This is a genomic window from Burkholderia ubonensis subsp. mesacidophila (assembly GCF_002097715.1).
Lineage (GTDB): Bacteria > Pseudomonadota > Gammaproteobacteria > Burkholderiales > Burkholderiaceae > Burkholderia > Burkholderia mesacidophila.
Map to the genome: position 1 here is coordinate 3,046,470 of NZ_CP020737.1, position 26,029 is coordinate 3,072,498.

At 68.9% G+C, this 26,029-nt stretch carries 21 protein-coding genes; 7 read left to right on the forward strand and 14 right to left on the reverse strand.

Annotation, left to right across the window (positions count from 1 at the left end):
• On the reverse strand, nucleotides 1–1,107 hold the full coding sequence (locus tag B7P44_RS14325; protein WP_034178897.1) for an S-(hydroxymethyl)glutathione dehydrogenase/class III alcohol dehydrogenase: 1,107 nt from the start codon (nucleotides 1,105–1,107) through the stop codon (nucleotides 1–3).
• Between the two features lie 416 nt (nucleotides 1,108–1,523).
• Here B7P44_RS14325 and B7P44_RS36335 point away from each other — a divergent pair, with 416 nt between their 5' ends.
• The gene (locus B7P44_RS36335; RefSeq protein ID WP_157721064.1) at nucleotides 1,524–1,688 is read left to right on the forward strand and encodes a hypothetical protein; all 165 of its coding nucleotides are present in this window, start codon (nucleotides 1,524–1,526) and stop codon (nucleotides 1,686–1,688) included.
• Here B7P44_RS36335 and B7P44_RS14330 read toward each other — a convergent pair.
• Nucleotides 1,672–3,219 (reverse strand): xylulokinase, encoded by a 1,548-nt coding sequence (locus B7P44_RS14330; protein WP_084905194.1) that lies wholly within the window; start codon nucleotides 3,217–3,219, stop codon nucleotides 1,672–1,674. The two genes, B7P44_RS36335 and B7P44_RS14330, sit on opposite strands and share 17 nt — an antisense overlap.
• Nucleotides 3,220–3,634: 415 nt before the next feature.
• On the opposite strand from B7P44_RS14330, the gene B7P44_RS14335 reads away from it, so the two are divergent.
• Entirely contained in the window at nucleotides 3,635–5,008 is a 1,374-nt protein-coding gene (locus tag B7P44_RS14335) for a nucleobase:cation symporter-2 family protein (protein WP_084905196.1), read from the forward strand.
• A gap of 296 nt (nucleotides 5,009–5,304) precedes the next feature.
• On the opposite strand, the gene B7P44_RS14340 is transcribed toward B7P44_RS14335, so the two are convergent.
• Genes B7P44_RS14340 through B7P44_RS14350 form a run of 3 tightly spaced genes read right to left on the reverse strand, consistent with a single transcriptional unit; the run spans nucleotide 5,305 to nucleotide 11,315 of the window.
• A complete protein-coding gene (locus B7P44_RS14340; RefSeq protein ID WP_084905198.1) occupies nucleotides 5,305–6,831 on the reverse strand; it encodes an efflux transporter outer membrane subunit in 1,527 nt (508 codons plus the stop codon).
• Entirely contained in the window at nucleotides 6,831–10,031 is a 3,201-nt protein-coding gene (locus B7P44_RS14345) for an efflux RND transporter permease subunit (protein ID WP_084905200.1), read from the reverse strand. The genes B7P44_RS14340 and B7P44_RS14345 overlap by 1 nt, the downstream gene beginning before the upstream one ends.
• A 15-nt stretch (nucleotides 10,032–10,046) precedes the next feature.
• Nucleotides 10,047–11,315 (reverse strand): efflux RND transporter periplasmic adaptor subunit, encoded by a 1,269-nt coding sequence (locus B7P44_RS14350; RefSeq protein WP_084905202.1) that lies wholly within the window; start codon nucleotides 11,313–11,315, stop codon nucleotides 10,047–10,049.
• A 402-nt stretch (nucleotides 11,316–11,717) separates the two neighbouring features.
• On the opposite strand from B7P44_RS14350, the gene B7P44_RS14355 reads away from it, so the two are divergent.
• Nucleotides 11,718–12,356, forward strand: a complete 639-nt coding sequence (locus tag B7P44_RS14355; protein WP_084905204.1) for a TetR family transcriptional regulator — start codon at nucleotides 11,718–11,720, stop codon at nucleotides 12,354–12,356.
• 22 nt (nucleotides 12,357–12,378) lie between these two features.
• Here the strand turns inward: B7P44_RS14355 and B7P44_RS14360 are convergent, their stop codons facing one another.
• Nucleotides 12,379–13,032: a cysteine hydrolase family protein gene (locus tag B7P44_RS14360; RefSeq protein WP_084905206.1), complete on the reverse strand. Its 654-nt coding sequence runs from the start codon at nucleotides 13,030–13,032 to the stop codon at nucleotides 12,379–12,381.
• Nucleotides 13,033–13,185: 153 nt separating this feature from the next.
• Here B7P44_RS14360 and B7P44_RS14365 point away from each other — a divergent pair, with 153 nt between their 5' ends.
• Complete coding sequence (locus tag B7P44_RS14365; protein ID WP_084905208.1) at nucleotides 13,186–14,181, forward strand: helix-turn-helix domain-containing protein; 996 nt, start codon at nucleotides 13,186–13,188, stop codon at nucleotides 14,179–14,181.
• 57 nt (nucleotides 14,182–14,238) lie between these two features.
• On the opposite strand, the gene B7P44_RS14370 is transcribed toward B7P44_RS14365, so the two are convergent.
• The 6 genes from B7P44_RS14370 to B7P44_RS14395 all read right to left on the reverse strand — a co-directional run bounded on the left by B7P44_RS14370 (nucleotide 14,239) and on the right by B7P44_RS14395 (nucleotide 19,568).
• The gene (locus tag B7P44_RS14370) at nucleotides 14,239–14,943 is read right to left on the reverse strand and encodes an SRPBCC family protein (protein WP_084905210.1); all 705 of its coding nucleotides are present in this window, start codon (nucleotides 14,941–14,943) and stop codon (nucleotides 14,239–14,241) included.
• Nucleotides 14,944–14,970: 27 nt separating this feature from the next.
• Nucleotides 14,971–15,330: a DUF427 domain-containing protein gene (locus tag B7P44_RS14375; RefSeq protein ID WP_084905212.1), complete on the reverse strand. Its 360-nt coding sequence runs from the start codon at nucleotides 15,328–15,330 to the stop codon at nucleotides 14,971–14,973.
• A gap of 152 nt (nucleotides 15,331–15,482) precedes the next feature.
• On the reverse strand, nucleotides 15,483–15,920 hold the full coding sequence (locus B7P44_RS14380; RefSeq protein WP_084905214.1) for a carboxypeptidase-like regulatory domain-containing protein: 438 nt from the start codon (nucleotides 15,918–15,920) through the stop codon (nucleotides 15,483–15,485).
• 56 nt (nucleotides 15,921–15,976) lie between these two features.
• Nucleotides 15,977–17,461 carry a DegQ family serine endoprotease gene (locus B7P44_RS14385; RefSeq protein ID WP_084905216.1) on the reverse strand — a complete coding sequence of 495 codons (1,485 nt, stop codon included), beginning with the start codon at nucleotides 17,459–17,461 and terminating at the stop codon, nucleotides 15,977–15,979.
• A gap of 94 nt (nucleotides 17,462–17,555) precedes the next feature.
• The gene (locus B7P44_RS14390; RefSeq protein ID WP_084905218.1) at nucleotides 17,556–18,902 is read right to left on the reverse strand and encodes an ATP-binding protein; all 1,347 of its coding nucleotides are present in this window, start codon (nucleotides 18,900–18,902) and stop codon (nucleotides 17,556–17,558) included.
• Between the two features lie 3 nt (nucleotides 18,903–18,905).
• Nucleotides 18,906–19,568: a response regulator gene (locus B7P44_RS14395; protein WP_047898916.1), complete on the reverse strand. Its 663-nt coding sequence runs from the start codon at nucleotides 19,566–19,568 to the stop codon at nucleotides 18,906–18,908.
• 180 nt (nucleotides 19,569–19,748) lie between these two features.
• On the opposite strand from B7P44_RS14395, the gene dacB reads away from it, so the two are divergent.
• From dacB to B7P44_RS14410, 3 genes are all read left to right on the forward strand, one after another.
• Nucleotides 19,749–21,269 (forward strand): D-alanyl-D-alanine carboxypeptidase/D-alanyl-D-alanine endopeptidase, encoded by a 1,521-nt coding sequence (gene dacB / locus B7P44_RS14400; protein WP_084905220.1) that lies wholly within the window; start codon nucleotides 19,749–19,751, stop codon nucleotides 21,267–21,269.
• Between the two features lie 238 nt (nucleotides 21,270–21,507).
• Complete coding sequence (locus tag B7P44_RS14405; RefSeq protein WP_084905222.1) at nucleotides 21,508–22,425, forward strand: sterol desaturase family protein; 918 nt, start codon at nucleotides 21,508–21,510, stop codon at nucleotides 22,423–22,425.
• A gap of 95 nt (nucleotides 22,426–22,520) precedes the next feature.
• The gene (locus tag B7P44_RS14410; RefSeq protein ID WP_084905223.1) at nucleotides 22,521–23,657 is read left to right on the forward strand and encodes an SGNH/GDSL hydrolase family protein; all 1,137 of its coding nucleotides are present in this window, start codon (nucleotides 22,521–22,523) and stop codon (nucleotides 23,655–23,657) included.
• A 100-nt stretch (nucleotides 23,658–23,757) separates the two neighbouring features.
• On the opposite strand, the gene B7P44_RS14415 is transcribed toward B7P44_RS14410, so the two are convergent.
• The gene (locus B7P44_RS14415; RefSeq protein ID WP_084905225.1) at nucleotides 23,758–24,786 is read right to left on the reverse strand and encodes an L-threonylcarbamoyladenylate synthase; all 1,029 of its coding nucleotides are present in this window, start codon (nucleotides 24,784–24,786) and stop codon (nucleotides 23,758–23,760) included.
• A gap of 11 nt (nucleotides 24,787–24,797) precedes the next feature.
• Nucleotides 24,798–25,991: a 5-(carboxyamino)imidazole ribonucleotide synthase gene (locus B7P44_RS14420; RefSeq protein ID WP_084905227.1), complete on the reverse strand. Its 1,194-nt coding sequence runs from the start codon at nucleotides 25,989–25,991 to the stop codon at nucleotides 24,798–24,800.
• Between the last annotated feature and the right edge of the window lie 38 nt (nucleotides 25,992–26,029).

Genomic DNA, 26,029 nt, shown 5'->3' on the forward strand with positions numbered 1-26,029 from the left:
TCAGTACAGCACGACCGAGCGGATCGACTCGCCCTGCTTCATCAGGTCGAAACCTTCGTTGATCCGCTCGAGCGGCAGCGTGTGCGTGATCAGGTCGTCGATGTTGATCTTGCCTTCCATGTACCAGTCGACGATCTTCGGCACGTCGGTGCGCCCGCGCGCGCCGCCGAACGCCGAGCCCTTCCACTCGCGGCCCGTCACCAGCTGGAACGGGCGCGTGCTGATTTCCTCGCCCGCCGCCGCGACGCCGATGATGAACGACTGGCCCCAGCCCTTGTGCGTGCACTCGAGCGCCTGGCGCATCAGCTTCACGTTGCCCACGCATTCGAACGAGTAGTCCGCGCCGCCGTCGGTCAGCTGCACGATGTGGTCGACGACGTTCTCGACCTCGTTCGGGTTGATGAAGTGCGTCATCCCGAACTTCTTCGCGAGCTCGACGCGCTTCGGGTTGATGTCGACGCCGATGATCTTGTCCGCGCCGACCATCTTCGCGCCCTGGATCACGTTCAGGCCGATCCCGCCGAGACCGAACACGACGACGTTCGCGCCTGCCTCGACCTTCGCCGAGTACACCACCGCGCCGACGCCCGTCGTCACGCCGCAGCCGATGTAGCAGATCTTGTCGAACGGCGCGTCCTCGCGCACCTTCGCGACCGCGATCTCCGGCACCACGATGTAGTTCGAGAACGTCGACGTGCCCATGTAGTGGAAGAGCGGCTTGCCGTCGAGCGAGAAGCGCGACGTCGCGTCCGGCATCAGCCCCTTGCCCTGCGTCGCGCGGATCTTCTGGCACAGGTTGGTCTTGCGCGACAGGCAGAACTTGCACTCGCGGCATTCCGGCGTGTAGAGCGGAATCACGTGGTCGCCCTTCCTTACCGTGCCGACGCCGGGGCCGACGTCGACCACCACGCCCGCGCCTTCGTGACCGAGAATCGCCGGGAAGATGCCTTCCGGATCCGCGCCCGACAGCGTGTAGTAGTCGGTGTGACAGATCCCCGTCGCCTTCACCTCGATCAGCACCTCGCCCGCGCGCGGCCCTTCCAGATCGACTTCCTCGATCGTCAGCGGCGCACCCGCCTTCCATGCAATCGCAGCTTTCGTCTTCATCGTGTAACTCCTGTCTAGTGTGTCGGCTGGAGTTAGCGCTTTAGCGCTTACTCCAGCCCCATGCTTCGCGGTCGGCCGGAGTTGGCGCTTTAGCGCTTACTCCAGCCCCATGCTTCGCGGTCGGCCCGAATTCGCGCTTCAGCGCTTACTCCAGCCCCATGCTTCGCGGTCGGCCCGAGTTCGCGCTTCAGCGCTTACTCCAGCCCCATGCTTCGCGGTCGGCCCGAGTTCGCGCTTTAGCGCTTACTCCAGCCCCATGCTTCGCGGTCGGCCCGAGTTCGCGCTTCAGCGCTTACTCCGGCCCCATGCTTCGCGGTCGGCCCGAGTTCGCGCTTCAGCGCTTACTCCAGCCCCATGCTTCGCGGTCGGCCCGAGTTCGCGCTTTAGCGCTCGCTCAAGTCCCATGCAAAGCTGACATGGCCGTGCCGCGCGGCGTCGCGTGCGGCACGGCCAGTGAAATCGTGCTCACCATGATGGCTGATCGACGCACGCGCCGCGTGCGGGAAACAGCCGCCGCATTGCCCGAATGCGTCATCGTTGACGCAAAACGACAAGTGCCCGAGTTTAAACGTCCAGCGTGAACCATGCAGCGGTCCGCTCATACAGGTCGACGAAGCGCGCGTGCCGCGCCGCGAGTGCGCGGTCGCCGCATGGCGCCGCCACCGGCGACGCGGCGGGCGCAAGCGCGCGCAGCGCGTCCTCGCGCCAGTGGCCGATCGCCACGCCGGCGAGCAGCGCGGCGCCGCGCGTCGCGGCGTTCGGGCAGTCGACCGCGTCGAGCGAGGCGCCAAGCGCGTCGGCCAGCAGCTGACGCCAGCGCGGATCGACCGAGCCGCCGCCGGCCAGGCGCAGCGACGCGACCGGTGCATACGCGCCGCTCCCGCGCTCCGCCGGCGCCGACACGCCGACATCCAGCCCGCGACCGGGAGTCGCACCCGCCGGATCATCCGATGCAGGACCGACCCATGCGTGCTCGCCGACGGACAGATCGCCGCGAATCGCATCGAGCCCCGCGCGCAGCGCGAACGCGACGCCCTCGAACGCCGCCCTCATCATCGCGCCGCGCGTATCGCCGAGCCCGAGGCCGAGCCAGCCGCCGCGCGCGTCCGGATTCATCCACGGCGAGCGCTCGCCGGTCAGGTACGGCAGGAAGGAGAGCCGTTCGGGCGCCGGCTGCGCGAACGCATCGTCGTAGGCCGCCGGCCAGCTCGCGTAGCCGAGCCAGCCGCGCACGGCTTCGAGCGCGAGCCCGACGTTCTGCATCGCCGCCATCGCGTAGTACCCGCCGCCCGCCGCCGCGCGATAGCGGTGCAGCCCGCGTCGCGCGGCGGGCAGCCGGTCCGCGAGCACGACGATCTGTCCGCCGCTGCCGGTCGTCAGCAGCGCGTCGCCGTCCGCGACGAGGCCGCTGCCCAGCGCCGCGCACGCGGTGTCGGCCGCGCCGGTCGCGAGCGGCACGCCGGCCGGCAAGCCGAGCGCCGCGGCCGCCTGCGCGGCGAGCACGCCGCACGGCGCCGTCGACGCGCGCACCGGCGCAAACAGCGCGCGCGGCAGGCCGAGCGCGTCGAGCCGCGCGTCGTCCCATGCGCCGTCGGGTGTCGCGAGCGCAGTCGCGCACGCGTCGCTCGGATCGGCCGCGACGTCGCCGCCGAGCGCGATGCGCAGCCAGTCCTTCGGCTGCACGGCCCAGCGCGCGGCGCGCAGCGCCGCCGGCTCGCTAGCGGCCACCCAGCGCAGCAGCGGGCCCGCCATCCCCGGCGCGACCGGGTTCGGCGCGTCCGGCCAGTCCGCCGCGCCGGCGAACCGCGCGGCGCGCGTGTCGGGCCACAACAGCGCGGGCCGCACCGCGCGGCCGGCCGCGTCGATCAGCACGACGCCGTGCATCTGCCCCGAAAAGCCGATCGCGGCGACCTGCGCCCGTTCATCGGCGGGCAGCCGCGCAGCCGCGCGCACGAGCGCGTCCCACCACGCATCCGGCGCGATTTCCGCCCAGCCGGGCTGCGGCGACGACAGTGCATAAGGTTCGCTCGCGACCGCGCGTTCGACGCCGTCCGGGTCGAGCGTGACGAGTTTCACCGAGCCGGTGCCGAGATCGATTCCGAGCAAGCGCATGACGAAGCGACGATTTGAATGGACAAGTTTCGATGATAGCGGGATCGCAATATGCGCCCCATTTTTTCGCGATCGTAAATTGCCGATGCGATCGAGCCCACCGTGTGCGCTAAAACGCCCGTTCGCGGGTTAACCCGGCTCAATTTTTCACACCCCGAAATGACCACTATTTCTTAATCGCGATACACACCATAAAGCGATCCATATTTGACATGGGAGTCCGCATTATTTTGGAGGGCTATAAAACCGGGAAACCCCACTCCTACGGCAGATTCCCGATGCGCGACACCCCGCTTCATGCCGAATTGGCATATCGAACCAGCAAAGAACGGAATAGAACCCAGCGCTCTTGTTGCGGCGTGCCGTTCCGCATAACTTCGTACCACCCCGAATACAAGATCATGGAGTGAGACAGATGCAATCGAACACGGTCCATCCGTGCGATGAAGTGTTGCCGACCGGCAAGCTTGTAACGCTCGGACTGCAGCACGTTCTCGTCATGTACGCCGGCGCGGTCGCCGTGCCGTTGATCGTCGGCGGCGCGCTCAAGCTGCCGAAAGACCAGATCGCGTTCCTGATCAGCGCCGATCTGTTTTCGTGCGGTATCGCGACGCTGATCCAGACGCTGGGCCTGTGGGTCTTCGGCATCCGCCTGCCGGTGATCATGGGATGCACGTTCGCGGCGGTCGGCCCGATGATGGCGATCGGCACGAACCCCGGCCTCGGCATCCTCGACATCTTCGGCTCGACGATCGCGGCCGGCATCATCGGCATCGTGCTCGCGCCGACCATCGGCAAGCTGCTGCGGTTCTTCCCGCCGGTCGTCGTCGGCACGGTGATCTCGGTGATCGGCCTGTCGCTGATGGAAGTCGGCATCAACTGGGCCGCCGGCGGCGTCGGCAATCCGGAGTACGGCAGCCCCGTCTACCTCGGCCTGTCGCTGCTCGTGCTCACGCTGATCCTGCTGATCAACAAGTACGGCCGCGGCTTCGTCGCGAACATCTCGGTGCTGCTCGGCATCGTCGCGGGCTTCGCGATCGCGTTCGCGCTCGGCCGCGTGAACACCGATGGCGTCTCGCTCGCGCCGTGGGTCGGCTTCGTGATGCCGTTCCATTTCGGCTGGCCGCACTTCGACCCGCTGTCGATCGCGACGATGGTCACGGTGATGTTCGTCACGTTCATCGAATCGACCGGGATGTTCCTCGCGGTCGGCGACATGGTCGATCGTCCGGTGGACCAGGAGCGCCTCGTGCGCGGCCTGCGCGTCGACGGCCTCGGCACGCTGATCGGCGGCATCTTCAACTCGTTCCCGCATACGTCGTTCTCGCAGAACGTCGGCCTGATCGGCGTGACGGGCGTGAAGAGCCGCTTCGTCTGCGCGACGGGCGGCGTGATCCTGGTGCTGCTCGGCCTGTTCCCGAAGATGGCGCAGGTCGTCGCGTCGGTGCCGCCGTTCGTGCTCGGCGGCGCGGGGATCGTGATGTTCGGGATGGTCGCGGCGAACGGCGTGAAGGTGCTGTCGAAAGTCGATTTCGTGAACAACCACCACAACCTGTTCATCGTCGCGGTAAGCATCGGCATGGGCCTCGTGCCGGTCGTGTCGCCGCACTTCTTCTCGAAGCTGCCGGCCGCGCTCGCGCCGATCCTGCACAGCGGCATCCTGCTCGCGTCGGTGACGGCCGTGATCCTGAACATCGTGTTCAACGGCGTGAAGGGCGAGAAGGAAGCAAAGTGCGACATCCGCCGCGCCGGTCACGATTTCGACGGGCGGCCGGTCGACCTGCACTGACCGCCCGATCGCGCCGTGATGCGGCGCTGCGTCCGGACCGAAAAACGCCACGGCCATGCCGTGGCGTTTTTTCGTTGTGTCATCCGCTTGCGGGCGGAAGCGCCGCGATTCCGCATTGACCGCCTGTCGCGTGCCGGCGCGAAAGCCCGCGCCCAAAAAGAAACGCCACGGACTTTCGTCCGTGGCGTTGTCGTTTGCGGGGCATGGCGTGCGTATCGTGCATCACGTCACGCACGCCATGCCCGCCGGCTCGACGTTGGCGGTTGCCCGCCATGCATTGCGATGACCGGCGGTGCTCAGCCGTTCTTCGCAGCCGCCGACGCCGGCACAGGCGCGGCCGCCTTGTCGTAGTCGACCGGCTGGTCGGCCGGACGCGGCGTCTCGCCGGCCCGCTGGATCCAGCCGCCGCCCAGCGAACGGTACAGGTCGACGAGGTTCGTCCACCGTGCAAGCCGTGCGCTGATCAGCGACTGCTGCGCCGCATACAGGTCGGTCTGCGCGGTCAGCACTGACAGGTAGCTGTCCACACCGTTCTTGTAGCGCAGGTCCGACAGGTCGTAGCGACGCTGCTGCGCATGCTCGTTGCGCTGCAACGCGGCGATCTGCTGGTCGTACGTGCCGCGCGCGGCCAGGCCATCCGACACATCCCGGAATGCCGACTGGATCGCCTTCTCGTAGTTCGCGATCTCGATCCGCTTCTGTACGTGCGCGAGATCGAGATTGGCGAGATTCGCGCCGCCCTCGAAGATCGGCATCGTGATCTGCGGCGCGAACGACCACGCCGCGGTGCCGGCCTTGAACAGCCCGCCAAGCGTCGGGCTCGCGGTGCCGAACGCGCCCGTCAGCGAGATCTTCGGGAAGAACGCCGCGCGCGCCGCGCCGATGTTCGCGTTCGCGGCGAGCAGGTTCTGCTCCGCTTCCATGATGTCCGGACGGCGCGTCAGCAGATCCGACGGCAGCCCGGCCGGGATGTCGGTCAGGAAATTCTGCGCGTCGAGCGGCAGGCCCGCCGGCAGGTCGTCCGGCAACGGCTGGCCGATCAGCAGCACCAGCGCGTTCACCGCCTGCGCGCGTGCACGCGCCTGCGCCTGCTGGTTCGCGAGCGCCGTCTCGACGATCGTCTGCGCCTGGCGCAGGTCGAGCTCCGAGCCGGTGCCGTTGTCGAACTTCAGCTTCGTCAGGTCGTACGACGCCTGCGCGGACTTCAGCGTGTCTTCCGTGACCTTCAGCAGGTCGTCGGTCGACAACACCGTCAGGTATTGGTCCGCGACCTGCGACACCAGCAGGATCTCCGTCGCCTTGCGCGCCTGCGCGGTCGCGAGGTATTTCGCGAGCGCCTGGTCCTTCAGGCTCTGGATCCGGCCGAACAGGTCGAGTTCCCACTGCGCCTGCAGCCCGACGTTGTAGGTCGTCGAGATGTTGCGCCCCGGGAACGCCGTCAGCGCGTTCGGCGTGCGAGTGCGATTGCCGGTGCCGACCGCATCGAGTTTCGGGAACAGGTCCGCACGCGTGATCTGGTACTGCGCGCGCGCGGCCTCGATGTTCAGCACCGCGACCCGCAGGTCGCGGTTGTTCGTCAACGCGATCTCGATCAGCCGCTGCAGGCGCGGATCGACGAAGAACTCGCGCCAGCCGATGTCGGTCGCCGCCTGGCCGTTCGCGCTGCGCGCGCCGGCCGTGGCGGCCGGCTGCGGCGCATAGACGCCGCCCGACGGGAACGCCTGCGCGACGGGCGCATCCGGCCGCGTGTAATGCGGCGCCATCGTGCAGCCCGTGGCGAAGAGTGCGACTGCAATTGCAGTCAAAGCGTGTTTTTGCATCATCACTGCCCCTTCTTGCCATCGTCGCCGTTGCCCGGCGTCTCGTCGCGATGCGAGTGCTCCTGAGCCAGGCGCAGCGCCTCGTCGACATCTTCCTTCTCGCCGCTGAAGATCGCGCGGATCTTCACGAAGAACATCGGGATCATGAAGATCGCGAGGAACGTCGCGGTGATCATCCCGCCGATCACGCCCGTGCCGATCGCGTGCTGGCTCGCCGAGCCCGCCCCGTTGCTGATCGCGAGCGGCATCACGCCGAGAATGAACGCGAGCGACGTCATCAGGATCGGACGCAGCCGCAGGCGCGCCGCTTCCAGCGCGGCCTCGATCGGCCCCATCTTCTCCGTCACCTGCAGTTCGCGCGCGAACTCGACGATCAGGATCGCGTTCTTCGCGGACAAGCCCACCGTGGTCAGCAGGCCGACCTGGAAGAACACGTCGTTTTCCAGCCCGCGCAGCGTCGCCGCGAGCAGCGCGCCGATCACGCCGAGCGGCACGACCATGATCACCGAGAACGGGATCGACCAGCTTTCATACAGCGCCGCGAGACACAGGAACACGACGAGGATCGAGATCGCGTACAGGATCGGCGCCTGCGAACCCGACTGGATTTCCTGGTACGACAGCCCCGTCCACGAATAGCCGACGCCTTCCGGCAGCTTCTTCGCGAGCGCTTCCATCGCCGCCATCGCCTGGCCGGTCGACTTGCCCGGTGCGGCCTGGCCCTGGATTTCCATGGCCGAGATGCCGTTGTAACGCTCGAGCTTCGGCGAACCGTACGTCCAGTGGCCGGTCGCGAACGCGCTGAACGGCACCATCCCGCCCGAGCCGTTGCGCACGTACCAGATGTTCAGGTCTTCCGGCGTCATCCGGAACGGCGCATCGGACTGCACGTAGACCTTCTTGATCCGGCCGTCGGTGTCGAGGAAGTTGTTCACGTACTGCGACGCCCATGCGATCGAGAACGTCTGGTCGATCGCCTGCGCGGTGACGCCGAGCGCGTTCGCCTTCTCGCGGTCGATGTTCACCTTGTACTGCGGCGTATCGTTCAGCCCGTTCGGACGCACGCCCTGCAGCGTCGGATCCTTCGACGCCATCATCAGCAGCTGGTTGCGCGCCGCCATCAGCGCGTCGTGGCCGACACCCGCGTTGTCCGTCAGCTCGAAGTCGAAGCCGGCGGCGGTGCCGAGTTCCGGAATCGACGGCGGGTTGAACGGAATCACCAGCGCGTCCTTGTACTTCGAGTAACGCCCGAACATCCGGCCGATCAGCGCCTGGACCTTCTGGTTCGCGTGCTGACGCTGCGCGTAGTCCTTCAGCCGGACGAACACGAGACCCGAGTTCTGGCCGCGGCCCGCGAAGCTGAAGCCGTTGACCGTGAACGCGGATTCGACGATCTCCTTCTCGTCGTTCAACAGGTAGTCGGAAATGTTCGCGAGCGTCTTCGCGGTCGTTTCCTGCGTCGAACCCGACGGCGTCTGCACGATCACGAACATCAGGCCCTGGTCTTCATCGGGCAGGAACGACTTCGGCAGGCGCACGAACAGCAGGCCGACCGCGACGATCACGACCAGATAGATGATGAGCCAGCGGCCCGAACGCTTGATCACGTGGTGCACGCCGACGTGGTACTTGTCGCGGCTGTTGTTGAACGTGCGGTTGAACCAGCCGAAGAAGCCCTTCTTCTCTTCGTGATGCCCTTGCGGGATCGGCTTGAGGATCGTCGCGCACAGTGCCGGCGTCAGAATCAACGCGACCAGCACCGACAGCACCATCGCCGACACGATCGTCAGCGAGAACTGACGATAGATCGCGCCGACCGACCCGCCGGAGAACGCGACCGGCACGAACACCGCCGACAGCACGAGCGCGACGCCGACGAGTGCGCCGGTGATCTGGCCCATCGCCTTGCGGGTCGCCTCCTTCGGTGACAGCCCCTCTTCCGCCATCACCCGCTCGACGTTCTCCACCACCACGATCGCATCGTCGACCAGCAGACCGATCGCGAGCACGAGGCCGAACATCGACAGCGTGTTGATCGAGAAGCCCACCAGCGACATGATCGCGAACGTGCCGAGCAGCACCACCGGCACCGCGATCGTCGGGATGATCGTCGCCCGCAGGTTCTGCAGGAACAGATACATCACGAGGAACACGAGCACGATACCTTCGAGCAGCGTCTTGACCACTTCCTCGATCGACAGCTTCACGAACGGCGTCGTGTCATACGGATATGCCACCGACAGGCCATGCGGGAAGTACTTCGACAGCGTGTCGACCTGCTGGCGCACCGCCTTCGCCGTCGCGAGCGCGTTCGCGTTGGTCGCGAGCTGGATGCCCAGCGCCGCGCTCGGCTTGCCGTTGAACTTGGTGTCGAAGTTGTAGTTTTCCGCGCCGAGCGCGACGTGCCCGACATCCTTCAGGCGAACCTGCGAACCGTCCTGGTTGACCTTCAGCAGGATGTTGCCGAACTCCTCCGGCGTGCGCAGCAGCGTCGCCTCGGTGATCGTCGCCTGCAGCACGGTGCCCGGCTTCGCCGGCGTGCCGCCGAGCTGGCCGCCCGCGACCTGCACGTTCTGCGCGGCGATCGCGCTGGTCACGTCGACCGGCGTGAGGCCGTAGTTGGTCAGGCGGTTCGGGTCGAGCCAGATCCGCATCGCGTACTGCGAGCCGAACAGCGTGACGGTACCGACGCCGTTGAGCCGGCTGATCGGGTCCTTCACGTGCGACGCGACGTAGTTCGCGAGGTCGTAGCGGCTCATGCTGCCGTCTTCGGACGTGAAGGCGAGCACCAGCAGGAAGCTGCTGCTCGACTTCGTCACCGACAGGCCGAGCTGCTGCACGACCTGCGGCAGGATCGGCGTCGCGAGCGACAGCTTGTTCTGCACCTGGACCTGCGCGATGTCGGCATTGGTGCCCGGCGCGAACGTCAGCGTGATCGTCGCCGTGCCCGAGTCGTCACTCGTCGACGACATGTACAGGAAGTTGTCGAGACCGCTCATCTGCTGCTCGATCACCTGCGTCACCGTGTCTTCCACCGTCTTCGCGGAAGCGCCCGGGTAGTTCGCGGTGATCTGGATCGATGGCGGCGCGATCGTCGGATACTGCGCGATCGGCAGCGTGAAGATCGCCGCGACCCCGGCCAGCATCAGGATGATGGCGATCACCCACGCAAAGATCGGGCGATCGATAAAAAACTTTGCCATGAAACAGGCTCCCGGTTAATGAGCACTCGACGCGGCGGCGGCCGACGCTGCGGCAGGCGATCCTGCGGCAGGCGACGAACCCGACGACGGCGCGGCGGCCGGCGCTGCGGACCCTGCGGCGGCGCCTGATGCGCCGTCCTGCGCCTGCGCGAGCTGGGCCGCGACGGTCTTCACGGTCGCGCCCGGACGCACCTTGTCGATGCCCTGCACGATCACGCGGTCGCCCGCCTGCAGGCCGCCTTCGACGATCCAGTTCTGGCCCTGCATGCCGGTCGTCGTCAGCGGACGCGGCGCGACCTTGTTGTCCGCGCCGACCACCAGCGCAACCGCCTGGCCCTTCTGGTCATGCGTGACGCCGATCTGCGGCACCAGGAACGCGTTCTCGTTCACGCCTTCCTCGATGCGCGCGCGCACGAACATCCCCGGCAGCAGCACCTTGTGCGGGTTCGGGAAGATCGCGCGGATCGTCACCGAGCCCGTCGCCTGATCCACCGTCACGTCCGAGAACTGCAGCTTGCCCGGCTCCGCATACGTCTTGCCGTCTTCCAGGATCAGCGACACCTTCGCCGCGCCCGGGCCGCTCGTCTTCAGCCGGCCGCTCTGCACGTCCTGGCGCAGCTTCAGCCCTTCGAGGCTCGACTGCGTGAGGTCCACATACACCGGATCGAGCTGCTGCACGGTCGACATCAGCGTCGCCTGGCTCGCCTGCACGTACGCGCCCGGCGTGACCTGCGAGATGCCGACGCGGCCGGTGATCGGCGACACCACGTCCGTATAGCCGAGGTTGATCTGCGCGGTGTCCACCGCCGCCTTGCCGGCCGCGACGTCCGCCGCCGCCTGCCCTTGCGCGGCGACCGCGTTGTCGTAGTCCTGCTTGCTGATGGCGTTCGCGCCGACCAGCACCTTGTAGCGCGCGACCAGTGCGTTCTGCGTCGCGAGGTTCGCCTGCGCCTTCGCGAGCGACGCCTTCGCGCTGTTCAGTTGTGCGATGTACGGTGCGGGATCGATCTTGTAGAGGCGCTGCCCGGCCTTGACGTCGGTGCCTTCGGTGAATTCACGGCGCAGCACGATGCCGTCGACCCGCGCGCGCACTTGCGCGACGAGGAACGCATTGGTGCGGCCCGGCAGTTCGGTGAAGACCGGTACGGTTTCCGGCTGGACGGTGACGACGCCGACTTCCGGCGTTTGCGGCGGCGGTGCCGATTCTTTTTTCCCGCACGCGGCCAGGAAAACGGCGGCCGTCGCGACAGTGATTAAGCGGTATGGAACCCGTTCGACGCGCATGGAGCGACCTCTGTGTGTAACCAATGGAATGAGTGCCGCGCCCGGCCCGGGCGCAACACGGATGCGCCTCGCGGCGCAGATCGAACACCTGAATTACTGGACTGCTAGATACAGCACGCGGCACGGAACCACTGTGCCGACGAAAGACGCCCCGAACTGCGGGCTGGTAGTGCTTTGGCGGGAATCAGCAGTGTGGGATATTAACTGATTGCCCCTTTGGCCATTCGATCGTAGGGTGGTATTGTATATACATTCACGAATGTATGTAAAAAGGCCCTGCGCCGCCCCGACCGCTGGTATTACAAATCGTTACGAGTCAGTAGGATAGCCCGTTTGCACGGGTACGGCGAGGGATGCGAACCTTATTGTTTCGCCCACCGATTGACCCTCTCAGGCCTGAATATGGTCAGACGCACCAAGGAGGAAGCCCTTGCCACCCGCAACGGCATCCTCGACGCCGCCGAACACGTGTTCTTCGAGAAAGGCGTGTCGCACACGTCGCTCGCGGACATCGCGCACCACGCCGGCGTGACGCGCGGCGCCATCTACTGGCATTTCGCCAACAAGAGCGAGCTGTTCGATGCGATGTTCGATCGCGTCCTGCTGCCGATCGACGAACTGAAGAAGATGCCGGCCGACGCGCCCGGCAGCAATCCGCTCGAGAAGGTCCGCAAGATCCTGATCTGGTGCCTGCTCGGCGTCCAGCGCGATTCGCAGCTGCGCCGGGTGTTCAGCATCCTGTTCATGAAGTGCGAGTACGTGGCGGACATGGAACCGCTGCTGCAGCGCAATCGCGCCGGCATGAGCGACGCGCTGCACGCGATCGACGCCGATCTCGCGATGGCCGTGCGGCAGAAGATGCTGCCGGAACGGCTCGACACCTGGCGCGCGACGCTGATGCTGCATACGCTCGTCAGCGGCTTCGTGCGCGACATGCTGATGCTGCCCGACGAGATCGATGCGGAGCAGCACGCGGAAAAGCTCGTCGACGGCTGCTTCGACATGCTGCGCTACAGCCCGGCGATGCTGAAGGACGACTGACGGGCCGCGTGCTGCGGCAGGCTCAGGCGGCCTGCGCGCGGCGCGCGCGGGCCCGCCGGTTCGACGCGGACACCGAATCGCGCGCCGGCATCGCGCCGCCCGCCAGCCCGGCAATCCATGCGTCGGTCGACATCACCGACGCGAAGTTCGATTGGAACACCACCGCAAACGCGCGATGGATCTCCTCGGCGCTCGCCGCGCCGGCCGCGTTCTCGTACGGCACCGCACCCGTCGCATCCTCCAGGTACTCGACGTTCAGCCCCGCATGCGCCGCGTGATACACGGTCGACGCATTGCAGTTGTGCGTCATGTAGCCGGCCACCGCGAGCGTGTCGATGCCGTGCGCGTCGAGCCACGCGGCGAGATCGGTGCCCGCGAACGCGCTCGCGAGCGACTTCTCGATCCGGTGCGCGTAGGGCCTCGACGCAACCACCGTATGCAGTTCGACGCCGTCGGTGCCGGGCGCGAAGATCGGCGCGCCGGCCGGCGCGACGTGCTGGACGACGATCACCGGCACGCCGGCCGCGTGCGCGGCATCGATCGCGCGGCCGACGTTCGCGAGCGATGCGTCGACGGGCGGGTATTCGATCGGCAGGCCGCCCGTCACGTATTCGTTCTGGACGTCGATCACGATGAGGGCGCGGCGGGAAGCGGGCTTCAAAATGGGCTTCGACATGACGTTCTCCTGGTTCGGACTCGCCGCCCCGCCTCGGAACGAGCACAGTCGGCAGCGCGATGCGACGCATTGTCGAACCGCGGCGCCGGCCCCGACAGCGGCCCGATTGCCATTCTTCGATAGAATCGGGCCATCCGCATTCCGGAGCCCGCCATGCCCGCCGTCCCCGCCGCCCCTTCTCCCACCGTCGTCGCCGCGATCGCGTTCGACGGCATCAGCCCGTTCCACCTGTCGGTCCCGTCCGTCGTGTTCGGCAAGGAGCGCGACGCGGCCGACACGCCCGCGTTCGACTTCCGCGTGTGCTCGGCGGACCGGGGCCCGCTCGCGACGACGGGCGGCTTCACGATCTCGGCCCCGCTCGGGCTCGACGCGCTAGACGACGCGCAGATCGTCATCGTGCCGAGCTGGCGCGACCCGGACGAAACGCCGCCGGCGGTGCTGCTCGATGCCGTGCGCGCGGCCGCCGAGCGCGGCGCGCTGCTGGTCGGGCTGTGCCTCGGCGCGTACGTGCTCGCGGCAGCCGGCCTGCTCGACGATCGCCCGGCGACCACGCACTGGGCGTGGGCGGACGACTTCGCGCGGCGCTTTCCGCGCGTGCGGCTCGACCCCGACGTGCTGTACGTCGACGACGGCAACCTGATGACGTCGGCCGGCACCGCCGCGGGGCTCGACTGCTGCCTGCACGTGGTGCGCCGCCGCTTCGGCGCCGACGCGGCGAACCGGATCGCGCGGCGCCTCGTGATTCCGCCGCACCGCCAGGGCGGGCAGGCGCAATACGTGCCGCAGCCCGTCGCCGCGCACCCGCGCGACGCGCGGCTCGCGGGCCTCCTCGACTGGGTGCGCGCGCATCTCGACGCGCCGCACAGCGTCGACTCGCTCGCGGCGCGCGTGCTGATGAGCCGCCGCACGTTCACGCGGCACTTCCGCCAGGCGACCGGCACGACCGTGATCGCGTGGCTGCAGGCCGAGCGGCTCGCGCGCGCGCAGCATCTGCTCGAAACCACGGGACAATCGATCGACGCAATCGCGCAGGCGGCCGGCTACGGGTCGAGCGTGTCGCTGCGCCAGCATTTCGCGAGCGCGCTCGGCACGTCGCCGTCGGCCTATCGGCGGGAATTTCGGGGGACGGCGGCGGACGCGCCAAGGTGACGGCCGCCGCATGCGCGGCGGCCGGCGGGATGCGGACCGCGCCGGGTGGCGCTCAGCTCAGCCGTTGAACCAGCGCGCCGCGTAGAGCAGCAGCGCGACGAACACGATCATCGCCGCCCACGCCCAGCCCGGCACCGGAGAGGATCCGCGATGGTGAAGCGCGCTGGCTGCGCGCCCGGTCAGCGCGCCGCCGAGGTGCTGCAGCGGCGGACGCTTCGCCGCCGCCAGCGACGCGGGCCGCAGGAACACATGCTGGCGCCGGTGCGGGGCGGTGCGCGCGCGGTTCGGCGCAAGCCCGTGCTTCGCCTGCACGACCGCGCAGAACTCGCTGAAGAAGTCGTCGGCCCATTCGTGCAGCGCGTTCTCGATCTGCCGCGTCGGCAGCTCGGCAAGCGGCCCCGTCGCGGTCGCCCACAGCACGTATTCGACGCGGGTCGCGTCCGCGTCGTCCGCCTCCGGCAGCAGCACGATCTCGATCTGGCCGCGCAGCGCGCCGATGCCGTCGGCGCGCGCCTTGAAGTTCAGGATCCGGCGCGGCTGCCCCTCCGCATCGCCCTGCTCGCCCGCGACATGCGCACGCACGCCGTAGCGCGCGCGCAGCGGGCCGAGCGGCACGGTCAGCGTCAGCGCATACTCGCCGCGCGTCAGCTCGACGAACGATTCACAATGGTCAAAGCTCGCGCGCAGCAGCGCGATGTCCTCCAGTGCGTCCCGGACGACCGACGGCGCAAGCGGAACACGTAACGCGTCGTTCAGTTCCATGATGTCTCCCCGATGAACACTGGCCGCTCAGGACGTCTCGACGAGACTGTCGACCCGCGCGGCATCGAAGGCGACATAGCGCGCAAGCGCCAGCGCCGCCGACTTCGGTTCCTCGTAACTCCATGCGGCGTTTTCGATCACGCCGTCTTCCGTCTGCAAATCGAAGTAGCTCGCGTGTCCCTTCAGCCCGCAGACGGTCGTCAGGCGCGACCGCACGAGCCGGCTCATGTTGACGTCGGCGCGGGGCAGGTAATAGACGTCCGGCAGCCCCGACTCGCGCACGGTCAGCGCGCCGAGCGTATCCGCGTACGTAATCCCCTGATGAATCACGCGCACGCGATGGCGGTTCGGCACGATTTCGAGACGAGGGTCGGCTGCGGCGGTCATCGATCTCCCCTACGGACGGCCCGGCAGGCGGGCCTGGGTGCGCACCAGAAGCACAAAAGCCACGGCGCGAGCGCCGTGGCTTTCATTATCGGCGAAAGTCGCACGAATTGCGCAACTGTCGCCCAAACCGGACGTTGCCGGCTCGTTGCCGGCTATTTCGCGGACCAGGTGAACGCCTGCTTCGCGCCGCCCTTCGCGGTCACCGTGACGCCGTGCGTCTCGTCCTTGCCCTGGTACGACGCCTGCACCGTGTAGCGGCCCGGCGGCAGCTTCACGAGCATGTACGGCCCGCTCGCGTCGGTCTTCAGCATTTCCGTGCCTTTCGCGTCGGCAATCCGCACATGGACGTCGGCAACGAACTCGCCGCCCGCGCCCGTGAAGCGCAGCGCGAGCGGCCACGCGGCTTCGTTGCGCTGAAACGCCGCCGACTCGTCCTGCCCGACGCCGCCGGACACGAAGGTGACGTCGCCCTGGTGGCGCGCGGCGGGCAAGCCGTCCGACTGCGCGTATGCGCCGGTTGCGCCGGTTGCGACGCCGACGGCCAGCGCCGCGGCGACCGCGAATCGGGACACGCTGCGTGGATATTGCATGGCACTCTCCTTTGGGTCGGAACGCAGGCCTGTACGCGCCGCCGGCGGCGCGCCGGTCAGCTCAGGTCGACCGGCACGAAGATCTGCGCATTGTCACGCTGGATCAGCAGCGCGAGGCTGTTGCCGGCGCTCTTCACCGCGTCACGCAGCTGTTCGGGGCTCGTCACCGGCCGGCCGTTGACCGCCAGGATCACGTCGCCCGGCTGGATGCCCGCGCTCGCGGCGGGACCGCCCGCCTGCTGCACGATCAGCCCGTGCGACAGCTGCGTCGCGCTGCGCTCCTGCGGCGACAGCGGCCGCACCGCGACGCCGAGCCGGCCCTGTTCGACCGGTCCGCCGTCGTTCGATGCGACCTTGGTGTCGGCCATCGAACCGAGCGTCACGCTGACCGTCTTCTTCGACTTGTCGCGCCAGATCTGCAAGTCGGCCTTCGAGCCGGGCTTGAAGCTCGCGATCTGCGACGGCAGCGTCGTCGAATCGGCCACCGGCATGCCGTTGACCGACAGGATCACGTCACCCGGCTGCAGGCCCGCCTTCGCGGCCGGGCCGCTCGGGTCGACCGAGCTGACGAGCGCGCCGTCCGGCTTCGGCAGCCCGAACGAGCTGGCCAGCGTCTGGTTCAGTCCCTGCACCGCGACGCCGAGGCGGCCGCGGCTCACGTGGCCCGTCTTCACGAGCTCGTCCTTCACCTTGATCGCCTCGTTGATCGGAATCGCGAACGACAGCCCCTGGAAACCGCCCGTCTGCGAATAGATCATCGAGTTAATGCCGATCACCTCGCCCTTCAGGTTGAACAGCGGGCCGCCCGAGTTGCCGGGGTTGACCGGCACGTCGGTCTGGATGAACGGCGTGTAGTTCTCGTCGGGCAGCGCGCGCGACTTCGCGCTGATGATGCCGGAGGTCACCGTGTTGTCGAAGCCGTACGGCGAGCCGATCGCGACCACCCACTGGCCGACCTTGCTCTGCGCCGGATCGCCGATCTTCACGGTCGGCAGCCCGCTCGCGTCGATCTTCAGCACCGCGACGTCGGACTGCTTGTCCGCGCCGACGACCTTCGCCTTGTACTCGCGCTTGTCGGTCAGCTTCACGGTGACGACGTTCGCGCCGTCGATCACGTGCGCATTCGTCAGGATATAGCCGTCCGGGCTGACGATGAACCCGGAGCCGAGGCTCGCGCTCGGCTGGTCGTCCGGCTGCGCGTCGCCGCCCATGCCGGGCATCTGGCCGTAGAAGTGCTTGAAGAACTGGTAGAACGGATCGCTCGGGTCGATCGGCAGCTGCGGCTGCTGCATGCGCCGCGCGGTCTGCTTCACGACGTGCTTCGCGCTGATGTTCACGACCGCCGGGCCGTAGGTCTCCACGAGCCCGGAGAAATCGGGAATGCCGGTCTTCGCAGCCGCTTCGGCCGGCATCAGCGCGGCCGCATGCGCGGGCGTGATGATCTGCGGATCGGCACGCCGGGTGCCCGCAACGTAGCCGGCGGACAGCGCGGCCGCCACCGCGACGGCGACAGCGCCGCGCGCAAGGAATCGGGTGTTCATCGTAGGACCTCCTCTTTTGTTACAACGCAGCCTAACGACCCTGACTTAAAGGAGGCTTAATCAGCCTTAAACGGGGAGCTTAGGGCCCGTTCCCTCACACCGGCTCGGACTGGCGCGGCGCCTCGGCCGGCATCTCGGCGTTGCGAAACACGACGCTGACGAGCAGCCCGCCCGCCGCCGCGTCGCCGAGCGTCACCGTCGCACCCTGCTGCGCCGCGACGCGCTTGACGATCGCCAGGCCGAGCCCGCTGCCCGACACGTCGGTGCGGGCCCGCGCGGAGCTGTCGCGGTAGAAGCGGTCGAACACGCGCTCGCGCTCGTCGGCCGGGATGCCCGGGCCGCTGTCGCCGATCTGCACGCACGCGCGGCCGGCCGCGTCGCGCATCAGCGACACGTCGATGCGGCCGCCGTCGGGCGTGTACTTGACCGCGTTGTCGAGCAGGTTGCCGAACATCACGCGCAGCGCGGCGACATCGGCGACGACCCGCGCGGGCTGCGACTCCTCGAAGCCGAGGTCGATGCTGCGCCGCTGCGCGAGCGGCGCGTGCGCGGCCGCGCATTCGGCAAGCACCGCCTGCAGGTCGACCGCCTCGCGCACCGTCCCGCCGTCCGGTTCCGCGCGGGCGAGCGCGAGCAGTTGCTCGGCGAGGCGCGTCGCGCGCGTCACGCCGTCCTGCAGGTCGGCGAGCGCCTCGCGGCGCGACGCGTCGTCCTTCGCGCGCCCGACGAGCTGCGCCTGGATCTGCACGGCCGCGAGCGGCGTGCGCAGCTCGTGCGCGGCGTCGGCCACGAACGCCTTCTGCGTGTCGAGCGCCGCCGACAGCCGCGCGAGCAGCCCGTTCAGCGCGTGCACGAGCGGCTGCACCTCGAGCGGCAGCGGCGCATCGGGCAGCGGATCGAGCGCCTCGGGCCGGCGCGCCTCGACCGCGCGCGTCACGCGGCGCAGCGGCGCGAGCCCGCGCCCGACGATCATCCACACGGCCGCGCCGAGGAACGGCAGCAGCACGATCAGCGGCCACAGCGTGCGCAGCGCGACGTTCGCCGCGAGCCGGTTGCGCACCGACACCGGCTGCGCGAGCTGCACGACGTTGTCGCCGACGATCGCGCCGTACACGCGCCATTCGCCGCGGTCGGTGCGCTCGGTCGAGAAGCCGAGCTCGGCGCGCGGCGCGATCGGCGCGCGCGGATGCGAGAAGTACATCAGCACGCCGTTGCGGTTCCAGATCTGGATCACGATGCCCTCGTCGCCGTTGGTGCGCGAGCCGAACACCTGCGAGAACGGCTCGGACGGCAGCGCCGCGGCGATCTCCTGCAGCTGGTAGTCGAACAGCTCGTTCGCCTCCGCGAGCGCCTGGCGATAGATCAGCCAGCCGGCCATGCCGACGCCGGCGACGACGATCGCCAGCAGCCAGATCAGCAATTGATGACGGATCGACCTCACGCGTCAGCTTTCCTTGACGACCATGTAGCCGAGCCCGCGCACGTTGCGGATCAGGTCCGAGCCGAGCTTCTTGCGCAGCGCGTGGATGTAGACCTCGACGGTGTTGCTGCCGATCTCCTCGCCCCAGCCGTACATCTTCTCCTCGAGCTGGCTCTTCGACAGCACCGCGCCCGGCCGCGCGAGCAGCGCCTCGAGCAGCGCGAACTCGCGCGCCGACAGCGCGACGGGCGCGCCGTCGAGCGTCACCTGGTGCGAAGCGGGATCGAGCGTCAGCGCGCCGTGGCGGATCAGCGACTCGCTGCGCCCCGCCTGGCGGCGGATCAGCGCACGCATCCGCGCGCCCAGCTCGTCGAGATCGAACGGCTTGACCAGATAGTCGTCGGCGCCCGCGTCGAGCCCCTTCACGCGATCGGCGATCGCGTCGCGCGCGGTGACGATCAGCACCGGCAGCGCCAGCCCGCGCGCGCGCAGCGTGCGCAGCACGTCGATGCCGTCGCGCTTGGGCAGGCCCAGATCGAGCAGCAGCAGGTCGTACGTCTCGCCGCCGAGCGCGGTGAGCGCCGCGTCGCCGTCCTGCACCCAGTCGACCGCGAAGCCGTCCGAGCGCAGCGCCTTGCGCACGCCCTCGGCGATCATCCGGTCGTCTTCGACAAGCAATATCCGCATCTGGGTCGGCATCCGTGGGACGAGTGAATCATGCCGACCATTGTAGCGCCGCGGATTGCGTGCGCGGCATCGCGCACCACGCCGCAGCGGTTTCATCGGATCCGACCCAACTTGTCTCTACAATGTGCGCTTTGGCGCCGCGCGCGCCTCGATCACGCATCCGGTTTCCCGTACTCGTCCATGCCGATTTCCGTCCTCGCCGCCCGGTTCGCGCCCCGCGCCCGCCTCTGCCTGCGCGCCGCCGCCGTCCTCGCCGCCTGCACCGCCCTTTCCTTCGCGCCGCCCGCGCAAGCCCGCAAGAAGCCGCACAAGCCGCCCGTCGTGTCCGCCGCCGCGCGCGCGGCCGGCCTGCCGCCGTCCGTGCTGGTCGCGCTGCAGCGCGCGAAGGTGCCCGCGTCGGCGATGAGCGTCGTCGTCGAGCGGGTCGGCGATCCGGAGCCGCTCATCGCGTGGAACGCGAGCCGCCCGATGCTGCCGGCGTCGACGATGAAGCTCGTCACGACCTTCTCGGGCCTGTCGATCCTCGGCCCCGACTTCCGCTGGCGCACGTCCGCCTATGCGGACGGTCCGGTCGACCCGGACGGCACGCTGCAGGGCAACCTGTACATCAAGGGCACCGGCGATCCGAAGCTCGTGCCGGAGGAACTGATCGACCTCGTCGACAAGATCCGCAAGGCCGGCATCAAGCGCGTGAGCGGCGGCCTCGTGCTCGACAAGACCTATTTCGCGGCGTCGACGCGCGACCTGCCGGCGTTCGACACCGATGCGAGCGCGCCGTACAACGTCGGCCCCGATCCGCTGCTGTACGCGTTCAAGGCCGTCTCGTTCACGCTGACGCCGGGCGACGACGGCAAGGTCGCGATCGACGTGCTGCCGCCGCTCGCGAACCTGTCGATCGACAACCAGCTCCACGAAGGCAACGGCTCGTGCGGCGCGGCAGCGGCCGCGGCGCGCCCGACGCTGACGGCGGGCGACGGCATGCTGACCGCATCGTTCGCGGGCGACTATCCGCTGCGCTGCGGCGCGCGCACGACCAACCTCGCGATCCTCGACCACTCGACGTTCTTCGCGCGCGGCTTCCTCGCGCTGTGGCAGCAGGACGGCGGCACCATCGCGGGCCCCGTGAGCGAGGGCAAGGTGCCGACGACCGCGCGGCCCGTCGCCGTGCACCACGGCCCGGTGCTCGCCAGCGTCGTCTACGACATCAACAAGTTCAGCAACAACGTGATGGCGCGCAACCTGTTCCTGACGATCGGCGCGGAAAGCGGCAAGCCGCCCGCAACGCCCGAGCAGTCGAGCCGCGTGATCCACGCGTTCCTGCAGAAAAGCGGCATCGCGATGCCGGAGCTGGTGCTCAACAACGGCTCGGGCCTGTCGCGCGACGAGCACGTGAGCGCGCAGTCGCTCGCCGCGCTGCTGCAGGCCGCGAACGCGAGCCCGGTCGCGCAGGCATTCATCGATTCGCTGCCGGTCGCCGGCATCGACGGCACGATGAAGAACCGGCTCACGAATGCGGGCGTACTCGGCAACGCGCACATCAAGACCGGCACGCTGCGCGACGTGCGCGCGATCGCCGGCTACGTTGCGGGCGCGGACGGCCAGAGCTACGTCGTCGTCAGCCTCATCAACGACGATCACGCGGAAGCCGCGCGCGCCGCGCACGACAGCCTGCTCGAATGGATCTACGCGGGCGCACACTGACGGCCGTGCCGGCAACCGGCACGCGGCCGCCCGGCCGCCCGCGCCGATAAAACGGGGCCGCACCGCGCAGCCCCGCTCGGCGCGGCTTCGGTAGAAACCCTGTCCTCTGAGGGAACCCTCTACGCTCCCCTCTCGCCTAGCGCGACCCGATTGCGTAGGCTGTCGCCTGACCAATATTCACAATCGGGCGACTGCCCGGCCACGAGACTTGCAGGGGAACGAAGGAGGAGACACGCCCATGCGATTCGACGTCGAATTGCTTCTGCTCGCGCTGGCGCCCGTCTTCCTGCTCTGCATCGGCTGGGAGGCGTGGCACTTCGCCCGCACCCGTCCGCAGGACGCCATCTATGGCTGGCGGGACACGCTGTGCAACGCCGCGCTCGCGCTGATGCACCAGGGCGCGGACAAGGTCGCATGGCTGTTCGTGATTCCCGTGTACGCGTACTGCTACCAGCACTATCGCCTCTTCACGTGGCAGGACGGCTGGCTGTCGTTCGCCGTGCTGTTCGTCGCGCAGGACCTCCTCTACTACGTGTTCCATCGCGCGAGCCACCGCGTGCGCTGGCTGTGGGCCGCGCACGTCGTGCACCACTCGTCCGAGCGGATGAATTTCTCGACCGCGATGCGCCAGAGCCTGATGTACCCGGTCGCCGGCATGTGGGCGTTCTGGCTGCCGCTCGCGTTGCTCGGCTTTCCGCCGCAGCAGATCGTCGGCATCGTGCTGATCAACCTCGCGTTCCAGTTCTTCGTGCATACGCAGGCGTTCGGCAAGCTCGGCTGGATCGAGTACGTGTTCAACACGCCGTCGATCCATCGCGCGCACCATGCGCGCAACCCGCGCTACATCGACCGCAACTATGCGGGCGTGCTCGTGATCTGGGATCGGCTGTTCGGCAGCTTCGTCGAGGAGACCCCGGCCGACCCGCCCCGATACGGGATCGTCGAGCGGCTCGGCTCGAACAACCCGCTCGTCGCGACGTTCCACGAGTGGGGATCGATGGCCGCCGACGCGTGGCGCGTGCCCGGGTGGCGCAACAAGCTGCGCGCGGTGTTCGGTCCGCCCGAATGGGCGAGCGCTTATCATGCACGGATTGCCGACGCCGCCGACGACGATCCGCGCACCGCGCCGCCCGCGGGCGCGAACCGGCCAAGCTAGAGAATAACTTTCAGCCAACGGCCGCCGCGCCCCGAACCTGAGCGGGCATGCGGCAGATGCGAAACATCAGGCCATATCTACGAGGAGATCGATCGATGCAACCACAACGAACCGCACCGTCCCGCGCACGGCACCGCCTGCTGCGCACCGCCCAGGTTGCAATCGCAGGCGCGGCCTTCGCGCTGCTCGCCGCATGCGGCGGCGGCGACGACAACAATAACAACGCGTCCGCCGCGCCGCCGTCCGGCGTGAAGATGCAGATCGTGTCGTTCGGCGACAGCCTGTCCGACGTCGGCACCTATTCGCAGATCCTGTTCGGCTTCGGCGGCGGGCGCTTCACGACCAACCCGGGGCAGGTCTGGACGCAGAACGTCGCGACCTACTACGGCGACACGCTGCAGGCCGCCAACCAGGGCGGCTTCGGCGTGCCGCTGCAGGCGACCGGCGGTCTCGGCTATGCGCAGGGCGGAGCGCGCGTCACGCTGCAGCCGGGCCTCGGCCACGCGGACGCGAGCGTGCCGAACTCGGACTTCGCTCAGGCGACGACGACGCCGGTCGCCGACCAGGTCAAGCAGTACCTGTCGCAGCACGGTAGCTTCAACGCAGGCCAGATCGTGCTGATCAACGGCGGCGCGAACGACATCTTCTACCAGGCGCAGGTCGCGCAGGCGCAAGGCGGCACGCCGGCCGCGCAACTCGCGGCGGCGCAGGCGATCGGCCTGGCCGCGCAGCAGCTCGGCGGGCTCGTCCAGCAGATCGTCGCCGCGGGCGCCACGCACGTGTTCGTGTCGAACGTGCCGGACATCGGCGGCACGCCGCTCGCGCTGCAAGGCGGCACGCAGGCGACCTTCACGCAGCTGTCGGGACTGTTCAACAAGACGCTCGCCGGGACGCTGGCCGCGCTCCAGGTCGATCCGACGAAGTACAAGCTGGTCGACGTGTTCACGTGGCAGGACGGCATCGCGGCCAACTATCAGGCGAACGGCTTCGCCGTGTCGAACACCGACACCGCGTGCAACCTGAAAGCGATGGTGGCCGCAGCGACGAAGTTCGGCGCGCCGGTGCCGGCGGCCTTCGGCTCGTCGCTGTTCTGCTCGCCGCAGACCTACACGACGCCGAACGCGGACCAGACCTACATGTTCGCCGACACGGTCCACCCGTCGACGCGCCTGCACGCGCTGTACGCGCAGTTCGTCCAGCAGCAGATCGCCTCGACCGGCGTCGGCAAGTAAGCGCGACGCACGCAACAAAAAACGCCCGATGCGCAAGCGTCGGGCGTTTTCTTTTCATCTCGTCGGCAAATGCATGCGCCGCGTCAACCGCTCGCGGCCCTTACCCCTGCGCTTCGAACGCGGCAGCCGCGCGGCCGAGCCGGTCGTTGACCGCGATCCATTCGACGGTGTCCGGCAGCTTCTCGACGAGGATCCGCGCGACGTCCGCCCGGTCGAGCGCGCGCAGCATTCCGTAGAGCGCGTGCGCATACGCCTGCGGATCTTCCGGCGCGGCGATGAAATGCACGTCGGCGGCCTGCGCCCAGCGGCCCGCGCGCGATGCGCGCGCGACCAGCGCGACCCGTTCGCCGGCCGCGTGCGCGGCGGCGAGCAGCGGCTCAAGTTGATCGAACGGCAGCAGCGCGAGCGGCGTGCGCGGCGCGTAATGCGCCTTCAGCGTGCCGGACGCGCGCGGCGCGGTCGCGTCGCTGCCGTCCGGCAGCCGCGGCGCGCGGCCGAGCACGTCGGCGATCTGCTGCGGGGTCACGTGGCCCGGGCGCAGCAGCGCCGGGAAGCCGCGCGACAGATCGAGGATCGTCGATTCGATGCCGACTTCCGACGGCCCGCCGTCGAGCACGTGCACCGTGTCGCCGAACTCGTCGCGCACGTGCTGCGCGGTCGTCGGGCTCACGTGCCCGAAGCGGTTCGCGGACGGGGCAGCCACCCCGCCATGCCCGCCGCGCCGCGCGCTGAACGCGTCCAGCAGCGCCTGCGCGACCGGATGCGACGGGCAACGCAGACCGACCGAGTCCTGCCCGCCGCTCACGGCGTCCGGAATGCGCGGATGGCGCTTCAGGATCAGCGTCAGCGGGCCGGGCCAGAAGGCGTCGATCAGCTTGTGCGCATCGTCGGGCAGGTGTTCGACCCAGTAGCCCGGATCGCCGCCCGGCGGCAGGTGCACGATCACCGGATGATTCGCCGGCCGGCCCTTCGCCGCGTAGATGCGCGCGACGGCGTCGGGATTGGCCGCGTCGCCGCCGAGCCCGTAGACGGTTTCGGTCGGAAACGCGACGAGCTGGCCCGCATCGAGCAGCGCGGCGGCGGCGTCGATCTGTTCGCGCGTCACGGATTTCGGAAGATCGCTGGACATCGGCACGGCGCTCAGTCGAGCGGCACGCGCAGCAGCTGCGCGCATGCGGTGGCCGCGCCGAGCGCGTCGTCGCGCGTCGCGGCCGTGAAGTTCACGTGGCCCATCTTTCGGCCGACGCGCGCCTCCTCCTTGCCGTACAGGTGCAGATGCGCGGCCGGCATCGCGGCGACCTGGTCCCACGGCGGCGTGACGGACGCGCCCGCGGCGCCGTCCGGGAACCACACGTCGCCGAGGATGTTCAGCATCGCGGCCGGCGAATGCTGGCGCGGGTTGCCGAGCGGCATGCGCGTCATCGCGCGCACCTGCTGCTCGAACTGGCTCGTCGCGCACGCATCGACCGTGTAGTGGCCGGAATTGTGCGGGCGCGGCGCCATCTCGTTCGCGACGAACGAGCCGTCTTCGAGCACGAAGAATTCGACGCACAGCACGCCGACGTAGCCGAGCGTGTCGGCGATCCGCACCGCGGCCTGCTGCGCCTTCTCGACGAGCGCGGCGTCGGCGGCCGGCGCCGGCACGACCGTCAGCGACAGGATGCCGGCGTGGTGGGTGTTCTGCGCGAGCGGGAACGCGGCCGAGCGGCCGTCGGCGCCGCGCGCGATCAGCGCCGACACCTCGTACTTCAGCGGCAGGCGCTTCTCCAGCACGCACGGCACGCCGCCGAGCGCCGCGTGCGCGTCGCGCGCTTCCTGCGCGCTGCTCACCCGCACCTGGCCCTTGCCGTCGTAGCCGAGCCGCGCGGTCTTCAGGATGCCCGGCAGCACCGCGTCGAGCGCCGCATCGTCGAGCGCGGCGAGCGCCGCGGCCGATTCGATCACGACGTGCGGCGCGACCGGCACGCCGGACGCCTCGATGAACCGCTTCTCCGCGATCCGGTCCTGCGCGACCGCGACGCAGCGGCCGGCCGGCGCGACGAACGTCGTGCGCGCGAGGAAGTCGAGGCTCGCGGCCGGGACGTTCTCGAATTCGGTCGACACCGCGTCGCACAGCACCGCCAGTTCGGCGAGCGCGGCTTCGTCGTCGTACGCCGCGCGCAGGTGGCGGTCGGCGACCGTGCCGGCGGGGCTCGTCGGATCGGGATCGAGCACGGCGACGCGATAGCCCATCGATTGCGCGGCGAAGCAGAACATGCGGCCGAGCTGGCCGCCGCCGACCATGCCCAGCCAGGCGCCGGGCAGGATCGGGGAAGTGGATTGAGGAGTGGTCATGTCAGTGGTCGGTCACGGCGGGCAGCGCGCCCGCCGCA